The 12,567-nt window shown below is 43.8% G+C and carries 10 protein-coding genes; 6 read left to right on the top strand and 4 right to left on the bottom strand.

Annotated features, from left to right (window positions below):
- The first annotated feature begins 94 nt into the window (after positions 1-94).
- From FTV43_RS07985 to FTV43_RS07995, 3 genes are all read left to right on the top strand, one after another.
- A complete protein-coding gene (locus FTV43_RS07985) occupies positions 95-1,042 on the top strand; it encodes a pirin family protein (RefSeq protein ID WP_004970229.1) in 948 nt (315 codons plus the stop codon).
- A gap of 32 nt (positions 1,043-1,074) precedes the next feature.
- Positions 1,075-1,473, top strand: a complete 399-nt coding sequence (locus FTV43_RS07990; protein ID WP_004970227.1) for an OsmC family protein — start codon at positions 1,075-1,077, stop codon at positions 1,471-1,473.
- A 123-nt stretch (positions 1,474-1,596) separates the two neighbouring features.
- On the top strand, positions 1,597-2,250 hold the full coding sequence (locus FTV43_RS07995) for a glutathione S-transferase family protein (RefSeq protein ID WP_004970224.1): 654 nt from the start codon (positions 1,597-1,599) through the stop codon (positions 2,248-2,250).
- 95 nt (positions 2,251-2,345) lie between these two features.
- Here FTV43_RS07995 and FTV43_RS08000 read toward each other — a convergent pair whose 3' ends face one another.
- Both FTV43_RS08000 and argS read right to left on the bottom strand, forming a co-directional pair.
- Positions 2,346-2,954: an SPOR domain-containing protein gene (locus FTV43_RS08000; protein WP_004970222.1), complete on the bottom strand. Its 609-nt coding sequence runs from the start codon at positions 2,952-2,954 to the stop codon at positions 2,346-2,348.
- A gap of 34 nt (positions 2,955-2,988) precedes the next feature.
- Positions 2,989-4,779 (bottom strand): arginine--tRNA ligase, encoded by a 1,791-nt coding sequence (gene argS, locus FTV43_RS08005; protein ID WP_104852866.1) that lies wholly within the window; start codon positions 4,777-4,779, stop codon positions 2,989-2,991.
- A gap of 195 nt (positions 4,780-4,974) precedes the next feature.
- Here argS and FTV43_RS08010 point away from each other — a divergent pair, with 195 nt between their 5' ends.
- Together FTV43_RS08010 and FTV43_RS08015 are read left to right on the top strand one after the other, a co-directional pair.
- On the top strand, positions 4,975-5,256 hold the full coding sequence (locus FTV43_RS08010; protein ID WP_004970219.1) for a DUF2798 domain-containing protein: 282 nt from the start codon (positions 4,975-4,977) through the stop codon (positions 5,254-5,256).
- 170 nt (positions 5,257-5,426) lie between these two features.
- Entirely contained in the window at positions 5,427-7,127 is a 1,701-nt protein-coding gene (locus FTV43_RS08015) for an NAD-dependent malic enzyme (RefSeq protein WP_004970216.1), read from the top strand.
- 125 nt (positions 7,128-7,252) lie between these two features.
- Here FTV43_RS08015 and FTV43_RS08020 read toward each other — a convergent pair whose 3' ends face one another.
- Both FTV43_RS08020 and FTV43_RS08025 read right to left on the bottom strand, forming a co-directional pair.
- A complete protein-coding gene (locus FTV43_RS08020) occupies positions 7,253-8,020 on the bottom strand; it encodes a hypothetical protein (protein WP_179995282.1) in 768 nt (255 codons plus the stop codon).
- A gap of 536 nt (positions 8,021-8,556) precedes the next feature.
- Positions 8,557-12,048 carry a PAS domain-containing hybrid sensor histidine kinase/response regulator gene (locus tag FTV43_RS08025; RefSeq protein WP_179995283.1) on the bottom strand — a complete coding sequence of 1,164 codons (3,492 nt, stop codon included), beginning with the start codon at positions 12,046-12,048 and terminating at the stop codon, positions 8,557-8,559.
- A 185-nt stretch (positions 12,049-12,233) separates the two neighbouring features.
- On the opposite strand from FTV43_RS08025, the gene FTV43_RS08030 reads away from it, so the two are divergent.
- Entirely contained in the window at positions 12,234-12,566 is a 333-nt protein-coding gene (locus FTV43_RS08030; protein ID WP_167845675.1) for a DUF485 domain-containing protein, read from the top strand.
- Position 12,567: the final 1 nt, after the last annotated feature.

The following is a 12,567-nucleotide window of genomic DNA, read 5'->3' on the forward strand; positions in this document are numbered from 1 at the left end:
ATAAAAATCAGAACAACAAATTTCATCTTGCTCTTCGTTAGTGATTTACTATATTTAATAGTCAAGGAATTTACAGAAATATAAGAGGTATAGGATGAGCAACAGCAATTATACCGAGCTTTCCAATTCAGACGATTGTGATAAGTACGTCAAGCAATTTATACAGGAATTTCCACTGCGTAGTGCTGAAATTGGGCAGGGAACTTTAATTAAACGTGCTTTACCGAGTCGGCATAAACGCATGATTGGGGCATGGTGTTTTCTAGATCACGCAGGTCCTGTTAATTTTCCACAAGGTGAAGGCTTAGATGTCGGGCCGCATCCACATATTGGTTTGCAAACATTCACCTGGATGATTGAAGGCAGCATTATGCATACCGACAGTTTGGGTACTAAGCAATTGATTCGTCCCAAACAGGTTAATTTAATGACCGCGGGTTATGGTATTTCACATACCGAAGTTGCTCCCGACACCGAAACACACATGCATACAGCGCAACTGTGGATTGCTTTACCTGATGATCAGCGCAATATGGCGCCACGTTTTGATCATTACCCTGACTTGCCTGTGGTTTTGCTAGATGGAGTGGAATTTACCATCTTAGTTGGTGAATTTTTAAATACCACTTCACCAGTATTAGTACATAGTGAGTTGCTAGGGGTAGATATTTATAGTGAAACCAGCACGACAACCCGTTTGCCGCTGAATCCTAAATTTGAATATGGTTTGATGATGCTGGAAGGCACAGCCACTGTGCATGGGCATGAATTAAACGATGAAAATATGCTGGTGCTTGAACCGGGCTTAACCGAAATTCAGCTAGATTTACATGCGGGTGCGCGTCTGTTGCTATTGGGCGGTTTACCTTTTGAGTCGCCAATTTTGTTGTGGTGGAATCTCGTCGGTCGTACCCAAGAGGAACTCAGCATTGCACGTGAGCAATGGGTCAATCATGATCCTCGTTTTGGCACAATACCAGACTACGATGGACCACGTTTAGAAGCGCCGACTTTCCCCGCAAAAATGCGTGCATCAAAATAAATGATGGAATATCAATCTATAGGGAGCATCTTATGGCCAAGATTGGCACAGCACAGGTACGCAGTTTAGACACGGCATGGCAAGGTCAGATCCAAAGTGGTCAGCACCAATGGAAGGTAGATGAGCCTGAAAAGTTAGGTGGTCAAGATGCAGGTCCTGCACCTTATGATCTGTTATGTAGCAGTTTGGTCGCTTGCACCATGATTACCTTGCGTATGTATGCACAGCATAAGGGTTTGGATTTTGGCAAAATTCAGGTCGAGGCGGACTTCTTTACCAATCAGGAAGGGCAGGAGTGGATTGAACGCCGTGTGCAAACTGAAGCAGCGTTAGATGCAGAATTACAGCAAAAAGTACTGAATATCTGTCAAAAAACACCTGTGACGAAAACCTTGTTACGCAGTGTGGAAATTCGTACTGAATTGGGTTAAACCTAGAGTTGAATCCGTCTCTTATAAAAAGGCATGCAGGACATGCCTTTTTATAATGTTGCGTGAAACAGAAGATATAACAATCACTTAAAACAGATGTAATAAAAACAAAATAGGACGTTTATGATTACTTTACACCACCTTGATCAATCCCGCTCTTTCCGCATTTTGTGGGCGCTCGAAGAGCTGGGTTTGGACTATGAAATCAAGTTTTACCACCGTCAGCCCAATTTAAGTGCGCCCAATGAATTGAAGCTGATTCACCCATTGGGTAAAGCACCAATTTTGACGGATGCAGAGCAGACCATTGCAGAATCTGCAGTCATTTTGGAGTACTTGCAGCAGCATTATGATACGCAAAGGCAGTTTAAACCGCAGCAGGCTTCAGCACAGCAAGCATATCAATACTGGATGCATTATGCAGAAGGCTCGCTAATGCCATTGTTAGTGATGCAATTGGTGATGACTAATGTGCCGCAGCATGTGCCATGGTTAGTTCGACCAATGGCGCAAAAAATTACTGCAGGTGTTAAAGCAGGGTTTATTCAGCCTCGTTTAAAAGATCATATTGCTTATTTAGAAGATTATTTGGGCAAACATGATTATTTTGCAGGGGATTTTTCTTTTGCCGATATTCAAATGGGTTTCCCGCTCCAAGCATTGCAAAGCCGTACTGGGCATCATTATCCACAGATTGCGGCTTATTTGGCACGCGTGGAACAGCGTCCTGCATTTCAGCGTGCACGCGAACGTGAGCAGCAGTTAATGCAAATCTAGCGATGATTTTTGTGAGTACATCGTTCTATAGACCTAAAAAAAGATGCCGAGGCATCTTTTTTTAATTGATTTTGGTCGATTGATAACAATGAGGCTTAGCGTTTCACGACAATTGAATCAATTCCACTATGCTGCAAAGTTTGCTGAGCAATCACTGCAGCATCGGCTGAATCATAAGGGCCTGAAATCACCCGATACCAAGTTTCACCACCTTCTACACTTTTCACTACATCTGCCGATAAACCATTCAAAATAATTTCGGCACGACGTGCATCTGCAGCATCTGGGTCGGTATAGCTACGCACTTGTAGAATATAGCTGGCTTGTACCACAGGGGCAGGCATTTCTGTCAGACCAACATTGGCTTCGCTGGCCGCTGGCGCCTCTACAGCAGCAGGCGCTTCAACAATGACTACGGTATTCTGTTGCTGTGTTTCAGGCACCGCTTGCTCAGGAATTGGGGTAACCTGTTGCTGTGGCAGCAAATCATAAAAACGATAGTCTTTGTTGGTATCTTCCTGATAATGCTCAGAATTGATTTGCCCTTTAGGCTGTACAGGTGCCCACGGTTTCCATAGCATTAAGGCTACAGCAAAACACAACACGATTAAAATCACCACGAGTGTGCCTAACCACGTTGGAATTAGTGGTTTTTTGGGCTTATTCGGTCGTTCAGATACACCGCGTTGCGTTTTTCCAAACACGTGGACTTCCTCTTGTTATGCTTTTATTTGGCTTTTACATTGTTTCTGGTGCAGAGACACCTAATAATTCTAAACCATTACGCAAGACTTGTTGTACGTTTACTGAAAGCAATAAGCGTGCTTGAGTCAAGGCTGCATCATCATTCAGAACTTTATGCTCATTGTACCAACCGTGGAACAATGCTGCTAATTCTTTCAAATAGTTACCTACCTGATGCGGTTCGTGGCTGTTGGCAGCACGTACTAAAATTTCAGGATACGCAGCCAGTTTGGCTAAAATTTCAGTTTCAGCATCTAGCTCAAGTTTAGCGGCAAACTGACGTGCAGTTGTCGCATTAAAATTCAATTGCGTAGCAGCAGCTTTTTCGAGCATACGACAAATACGTGCATGAGCATATTGAATATAGTAGACCGCATTGTCTTTACTTTGTGAAACGGCCAAATCTAGGTCAAAGTCAATGTGCTGTTCAGATTTGCGCATGACGTAATAGAAACGTGCAGCATCGTTGCCGACTTCTTTACGCAAATCACGCAAGGTCACGTACTGACCTGAACGGGATGACATTTGTACCATTTCACCACCACGCCATAAGCTCACGAACTGCACTAACAGTACCGTTAATTTTTTCGAGTCGTAGCCTAGTGCATCAATGGCCGCTTTCACACGTGAAATATAACCGTGGTGATCTGAACCCCAAATATCAATTAGGTCTGTGTAGCCACGTTGTAATTTATTCAGGTGATAAGCAATGTCTGAAGCAAAGTAAGTGGTTTGACCATTGCGGCGTTTCACCACACGGTCTTTTTCATCGCCAAATGCGGTCGATTTAAACCAGATATTGCCGTCTTGTTCGTATAGATAACCACGTTGATCTAGTGTTTGCAGAGCTTCATCAATTTTTTCAGTCAATGACGCTTCGCTAAACCATTGGTTAAAGGTGACACCAAACTCGCCCAAGTCATCTTTAATGTCGGCCAAAATAGCATTCAGCGCAGCCTGATGGAACACGCGATAATCATCACCCAAGAGCGTTTGTGAATTGAAAATCAAACCATCAATGTGTTTTTCTTTGTCGCCCGACAAGACCACTTTGTTGCCATCGGCATCGAGTTCTGCCGCATATTGCACATCTTCAGGCACATTGTTATATACATCTGCAACAGGGCGTACATGGCGTTCACCATCCTGTTTTAAAATGCTTTGTGCGATGTCTTTAACGTAGTCACCCTGATACGCATTTTTGGGGAACACCAGCGTTTGACCTGCCAGTTCCAAATAACGCAAGTAAGTTGAAGTCGCCAAAATATCCATTTGACGGCCAGCATCATTGACATAGTATTCACGGTCAACTTTAGCACCTGTGGCTTCAAGTAAATTGGCAACTGTCATACCATAAGCAGCACCACGACCATGACCCACGTGTAGGCTTGAGGTTGGGTTAGCAGAAACGAACTCGACCTGAATGCGTTTTTCTGCATTGATTTGGCTGCGTCCAAATTGTTGTTTTTGTGCTTGAATTTGATCTAAAACACTAAAACGCTGGTCGGCATTTAAAAAGAAGTTAATAAAACCAGGGCCTGCAATCTCTGCTTTGCTGATGTCTGCAACTTCAGGCAGAGCAGCAAGAATTTTTTCGGCTAAATCGCGTGGCTTCATGCCTGCGGCTTTAGAGGCAATCATGGCAATATTTGATGCGAAATCACCGTGGCTGCGGTCTTTGGTACGGGTTAAATTACTCGTATTGTTCCAGTCAGATGGGAGTACACCTTCAGCTTGAAGGGATTGCACTGCATGATCGAGCGCTGCTTGTATTGCCGTATTCATATTTAGTCGAAAAATAGATGTGCAGAAAAACGCTAAATATAGCAAATTTCAGGGGCTTTAGGGGAGTGCAATTGTATGCTTTATCGAATTTCAGAGATTGTAGCTAAGCATGAACAAATTGCCTGAAAAATCATCCTTTAAGCAAGCAATTCATGGCATAGTATGCGGCATTCAGTGAGGCGAAAAGGCTGGAGCATGAAACAACGTGCAATGATTTTTGGCAATGTACCCAAATTACCCATGAAATGGGCCACGGTGGTAATGCCTTTCTTTTTATCATGTTTGATGAGTGGCATCATTTCGTTGATTAATATGATCCGAAATTTGGGCTGGATTGAGGGATTTTTTACCCTGTGGTTGCATAACTGGATGATTTCTTGGGCGTTTGCTTTTCCAGTCGTATTATGTGTGCTGCCTTTGGTGCGTAAGTTCACTGGCTTAATTGTAGATATGACGCCACTGCAACCACCCAAATAAATTAGGTTCGATGCCTATATAACATGGGCTATCAGAAATAAAAATCATTCAGATTTGGTTATCAAACTTCTAAATGCCCTATTTGCTGCAATTCGGGCTAAGCTAGTCAGATGTCAGATGGTGCATCTCAATCCATGCGCCATCAGCAACCGATTAGAATGAGATGAACAATGACAACCGCAAATTTGCAGCAGAAACGTCCTTTATATATTCCCTATGCGGGCAACGGCCTTTTAGAATTGCCTTTATTAAATAAAGGTTCTGCATTTTCAGAAGAAGAACGCACCCGTTTTAACTTGCATGGCTTAATTCCACATGCAATTGAAAATATTGAAGAACAAAGCCAGCGTTCGTATCAGCAATATTCTGCTTTTAGCGATGCCATCAACAAGCATATTTATTTGCGCAACATTCAGGACACCAATGAAACCCTGTTTTATCACCTGATTGAACAGCATTTGAGTGAAATGATGCCTATTATTTACACCCCAACTGTAGGCGAGGCATGTCAGCGTTTTTCCGATATTTACCGCCGTCATCGGGGTATTTTTATTTCCTATCCAGACCGTGCCCATATTGATGATATTGTACAAAACATCAATAAAAAGAATGTCAAAGTGATTGTGATTACCGATGGTGAGCGTATTTTAGGCTTGGGTGATCAGGGCATTGGCGGCATGGGTATTCCAATTGGAAAACTGTCTTTATATACAGCATGTGGCGGTATTAGTCCTGCCTATACCTTACCCATTACCTTAGATGTAGGCACCAATAACCCACAATTACTGAATGATCCGATCTATATGGGCTGGAATCAGCCACGTATTAGTGGTGAGGAATACTATCAATTTGTCGATCAGGTGATTGATGCGGTGAAACGCCGTTGGCCAAAGGCATTGATTCAGTTTGAAGATTTTGCTCAGAAAAATGCCATGCCCTTGCTGAATAAATATCGTGATCAGATTTGCTGTTTTAATGATGATATTCAGGGCACTGCTGCTGTATCTGTGGGCAGTTTAATTGCTGCATCACGTGCGGCAGGCAAGCAGCTGAAAGATCAAACCATTGCCTTTTTGGGCGCGGGTTCTGCAGGATGTGGTATTGCCGAGCAAATTGTGGCGCAAATGGTGGTGGAAGGCTTAAGCGATGCTGAAGCACGTGCTCGTGTGTATATGGTGGATCGTTTTGGCTTATTCACCAGCAATCAGCCAAACTTGCTCGATTTCCAACGTAAATTGGCACAAAGTCCTGACCGTGTTGCACATTGGGGCAATCCTGAAGGTGTGATTTCGCTGTTGGACGTCATTCAAAACGCCAAGCCAACGGTATTGATTGGGGTTTCGGGGCAACCGGGTTTATTTACTGAAGAGGTGATTAAAACCTTGGCTGCCAATTGCGAGCGTCCAATTGTGTTGCCATTGTCAAATCCAACCTCACAAGTTGAAGCATTTCCTGCCGATATTTTGGAGTGGACTGAAGGCAAGGCCTTAATTGCAACAGGTAGCCCATTTGAGCCAGTGAACTATCAGGGCAAACTTTATAATATTTCCCAATGCAATAACTCGTATATTTTCCCAGGTATAGGCTTAGGAGTAATCGCTGCAGGGGCTACACGTGTGACAGACAGTATGCTGATTGCGTCAAGTAATGCGCTGGCGGACTGCTCACCATTGTTGCAGGATCCAAATGCAGATTTATTGCCTGATTTAAATGAAATTCAGCAGGTGTCTAAATTTATTGCATTTAGAGTCGCAAAAGCAGCAATGGATGCAGGCGTTGCAGCTGTCATGAGTGATGAGGCATTACGAGAGGCAATTGAGGCTAATTTCTGGAAGCCTGAATATCGTGATTATAAACGTGTGACGTTTTAAGCAAAATTCATTCGTGTATTGTTAATGAAATAAGCCACAAGGCGTGTTGTTGCACGCCTTGTTTTTATTTGGAATAGGATGGGGTTTGCGATGTGATTACTTGGAATTTAAGTCTTCAACTCACACTAAGCAATATAGTTCTGTTTTGGATTTAAATCGGCACAATTCAAAGGATTTAAGGCACATTGCAATTCATCAATTTGCTGCTCACTGACATAGCCTTGTCCAATCAGGTATTTTGCAACGTGGTCATCTCTCAGGCTTATAAACGCAGCATCGTACACGCCTAAATCGACAAATAAGGCTGCCGTTTCAAGACTGTTAAAACGGTCTAAATACACGTCATTGCCATACAGTAGAAAAATATGTTCAGTGGGTGCATGCGCATCGACTTTTAAGCGTTCTGCCAGCTCAAAAGGTGAGGTTTTAATGAACAGCAAATCGGACAATTCATCAAATTGAGCTGTATCGAGTTGTGCCTCATCTGTTTTGACTTTGCCTAACCATGCTTTAAAGACCAGTACCGCACCACCACGTAATAACATACTCCAAATATGCTGGCGGGTGCTTTGATCTAAGCCTTGCGCTTCTTGTTCCAAAACATCCAGTAATTGCTCCTCCTGTGCTGAAAGTTTGTTTAACAGACCTAAACCTTGTGGTTGATACGCCGCAGGGCGAAACACATCAAAATTGAGTTCTTCAAAGACTTGTAGGGCTAAGGGTACTGCGGTTTGATACAGGGTATTCAGCGCTTGTAGATGAGGAGCTTTGAGTTTGCTGTTTTGAAACAGACGATCCCAGTGAATTTCGGGCAATAGCGCATTTACGCCATATTGACGCTGTAGCTGCTGAGATTGTTCGGCAAGCTGCTGTTCATGGTTCACGGTATTCATGAGATTCTTCCTAAAACGTGAAAACAGGTCGATCAACGCTTAATAGGGCAGGAAATTTGTTTGGATGTGGCTTGAAGATGAATGCGCTGATCATTTCTTGTACTTAGTTATGCGCGCAGATAGTCAATAGATGTATAAGACTAAAGTCTAATGTATTGCAATGTGCTCAGAAAAGCCTTTACAAACTCGGCAATTAAAGAAATTGTAAGCAAGTTTGGGTGTATTTGCTTACGATCTTGTCAGACTTTGCCATAGCGAATCTGACCATGATATTTAATGTGAATTGTAGCGCATCAAAAGGCAGTGTTTTTGAAAAGTTTGGTCAATTGGTGTGCTGCATCAGGTCAATCGCTGTCAATATTGACAGCAAATGTGTTGGATTTTCATTGTAGCCATATTTCGCTATGTAAAGTGAAGCTTGGTCATCAGACTAACAAATGTAACCAAACCAGAAAATGTAACAAGGTCGGTGCGTTCATCTCAGCTTTATCTCTGTGGGATGAGCGCCCCAAATTAGCCAAAGTTAGGTATGTGAATCAAGTCTCCGAAATTTTCAGACCCGATAACCAAGAACGTAGCGATGCTGGTTTTAATGGTTTTTTCAGCAAGACGATGTTGAGTTCTTTTAAGCGTTGCGGTAGTTCTGGATCAGAGTCAGCAGTAATTAACGCCACAGGTACATCGGCTTGACGATGTTCCAGAATAAAATCTAAACCAATTTTATCGTCATTTAAGTGTTGATCGACCAACCAGACCTGAATGTGTTCACGCTGAATCAGGTCAATGGCTTGTTCAGGTTCAGTGGCTTTAAAGACGTGATAGCCCCATTTGCTGAGCAGGGTCGCCATGCCTTCCAAAATGGTCTCATCATTATCCAGACATAAAATTTTGTAGGCTTTGGTTTTCATTGGTACCACTTGCACAGGCGCTGCCACCACTTTTGGTGCTTCTACGATTGGCACTTCAATCATAAAGCAAGAGCCTTTGCCCAGTTCAGAATAGACATGCACAGGGTAGTTCAGCAGGCTGGTCATACGTTGCACAATCGCCAAGCCTAAGCCCAGACCTTGCTCACCCCAAGGTGAAGTATGTCCACAACGTTCAAATTCCTGAAACAGTTTAATGCGCTGTTCTTCGGCAATGCCCGGCCCGGTGTCCCAAACCCCAATCCGAATATGCTGTGGATGCTCGGCAGAACGCAGTACCCCTACCACAACACGCCCTTTGGCGGTATAGCGCAGGGCATTACTGACAAAGTTTTGGATAATACGACGAATCCATTGTGGGTCGGTATCAATCCAGAACTGCACATCATGCACACGGAATTCAATGCCACGTTGTGCTGCAATCGATTTAAATTGCAGGCTTAAATCGCTGAGTAAATCATGCAGTGGATATGCTTGACGTTTTGGCTGAATGGTACCGCCCTCTAAACGGGCAATATCCAGCAAGGCGGAAAGCATACTTTCTGCACCATGCAGGGCGCGATCTAGCTGCTGCAGGGTTTTACGGTCTTCATCCGACTGAATAGTTTGCTCTAAAGCTGTACTGAACAAACGGGCCGCATGCATCGGTTGTAATAAGTCATGGCTGGCTGCAGCAATAAAGCGGCTTTTGGACATATTGGCTTTGTCGGCTTGTTCACGAGCCAATTGTTGTTCGGACAAGGCATCGGCCAATTGTTGGGTACGATCCTGCACCCGTGCTTCAAGTACGGCTTCATTTTCACGGAACGCAGTAATATCGGCAAAGGTAGTTACAAAACCACCACCTTCAATTGGGTTGCCACGCATTTGAATGACACGGCCATCTTTACGGATGCGCTCAAACTCATGCGCACTGCCCATTTTCATCCAATGAATGCGTTTACGCACATGTTCTTCAATTGAACCTGGGCCACATTCGCCACGTTCGGCATTGTAGCGAATCAAATCGGCAATTGGGCAGCCAACATAGACAATATCTTTAGGATAATCAAATAGTTTAAGATATTGATTGTTCCACGCCACCAAGCACATATTTTCATCTACCACACTCACCCCTTGGGTCATGTGGTCAATCATGGTCATGATTAGGTTTTGGTTAAAGCGTTGCCATTGTGAGGCTTGGTCAAGAATATTCGCAACTTGCCCTAAAGCGAGTCCGTTATTGACCATGGCAGTGGTGAGCAAAGTACGCGCAGATGCTGCACCAATGGTGCCTGCCAAATATTGTTCGGTAAAACGCCACCACATGCCGTTGGCATTGGCATTTTCATTCAGCACCACATTATTTTGCTGACTAAACTGCTCAAAGGCTTGTCGGGTTGGAGATTCGCCTGTAATGCGTTTTGCCAGTGTGATTAAATCGCCTACTTTTAAACGCGCTACATCCTGATGTGAATAGCTGACCTCGTTGCTCATGTTCTGAGTTGGCAAAGGCTTGGTTTCATAATAAAAGAAACTTTCGGCCTGAATCTGTTCTGCCACACTTGGGCGGAAAATACGTGACACCCAAACATATAACAAAATATTTAAACCGAGCGCCCAAACCACCCCATGTGTGAGCGGGGCAAAAGATTCAAAGCCCAGCAAGGCTTCAGGGCGTAACCAGTTGATGCCTAAAGGTCCCAGCAATAAAAATTCACGGGTAAACTCGCTGAACTGACTTGGCAGGCTGCGTAAAATAGTCGGAAGTAGCAGGGTATAGGCCCACATCGCAAATCCAACAATTAAGCCTGCATAAACGCCCTGTTTACTGCCACCACGCCAATATAACCCCCCAATCAGGGCAGGGGAGAACTGTGCCACTGCACTAAAGGCCAACAAGCCAAACACAGAAAGTTGATCAATATCGTTAAAGAAGTTGAAGAACAGGAAGCCGAGCAGCATCACCGCTAAAATACAAATGCGTCGGGTGAATTTCAGTACCAAAGGCAAGCGCTTGTCATGGCGTGAGAAAATGCCCATGCGCCACAAGGCAGGCATGATCAGGTCATTACTCAACATGATTGACAACGCAACAGAAGACACCAACAGCATACCTGTAGACGCTGAGAAACCGCCCAAGAATGCCAACAGAGTTAGCCAGTCTTGGTTGTAGCTAAGTGGTAAGGACAATACTGCTACATCAGGGATGGCTAAATATTGTGGCGCTGCGTGCAAGGCCCAACTGGCAATGGGAACAATGGCGATTGTGGTTAAAATCAGATAAACGGCAAACCAGCGACGTGCGCCCCGAATGTGCTTTTCATCACGCAATTCAACCACAGCCACGTGGAACTGACGTGGCAAACAAATAATGGCTAATGCAGCCAATAAGGTTTGTACCCAGAAGGTTTCAGGCACACCAAATAGCTGGACTTCATTAAATGTGATTGAAACGTCATTGGCAATTTGATGAATATTGCCGGGTGCTTCAAAAACAAAAAAGAATGCTACTGCGAGTAATGCAAACAGTTTCACAAACGATTCAAAGGCAACCGCAAGCATTAAACCGCCGTGCTGCTCCGTATTGGCAATTTGTCGGGTACCAAACAGCATAGCTAAAATTGCCAATAAACCTGTCAGGAACAACACCGCATTGGTGGTACTTTCTACATTGGTGCTTTGATCCAAAATCACTGCGGCACTCAGCGCAATGGCACGTAACTGCAAGGCCAGATAGGGAATAATCGCAATCACCGCTAAAATGGTGACTAAGGATGCTAATGGCCCACTTTTACCGTAACGTGCAGCGACAAAGTCCGCAATCGATGAAATGGCGTGGTGTTGCCGTACTCGACCTAAACGTCGCCAAATATCATAACCAATTGCGACAAACAGCAATGGCCCTAAATAAATCGGTAAAAAGATGATCCCTTCACGAACGGCTGCGCCCGTTGCGCCATAAAAAGTCCATGACGAACAATACACCCCTAAAGTTAAGCTGAACATGAGCATGCGCCCACGCGTGCTTAAACGACTGGCGTGTTTTTCCCCATAGAAAGCACAAATAAAAAGTAATGCGATATAGAGGGCTAAAACCCCCATAATGAGCCAGCTGTTCATGATGCCTTAAAAGTATCGACAATAGGGCTATGATAGCCTATTCCATTGCCTTTGCGCTGAGGTTGATCATTTTTTTAGCGACCAAAGTCTAAATTGCAAATCGGCTCCAACATTGTTAATTTTAAGTTCGAAATAATTCGAATTAAAAATTTGCGCCTAAGGCAGGGCGCTTGAAGGAGCAGGTTATGGATGAGGTACAAGTAGAACGCATTCTACAAAACCCAAAATTCAAAGAAATGGTTCGCAGAAAAAGTAACCTAAGTTGGACATTAACAGCAATCATGTTGTTTGTGTACGTAGGTTTCATGCTTTTAGTGGGCTATAACAAAGAATTCTTATTGAGTTCAATTTCTGGCGGTGTGACGACTTGGGGTATTCCATTAGGTCTGAGCATTATCGTTTTATCTTTCATTTTGTGTGCTGTTTATTCATCAATTGCGAATGGCAAACTTGACCAATTGAACGAAGAAGCGATGCGTGAAGTTGAAGCAATTACACATGAGAAAGGAACGCACTAAG

The organism is Acinetobacter sp. YH16053, from assembly GCF_013417035.1.
GTDB classification, from domain to species: domain Bacteria; phylum Pseudomonadota; class Gammaproteobacteria; order Pseudomonadales; family Moraxellaceae; genus Acinetobacter; species Acinetobacter towneri.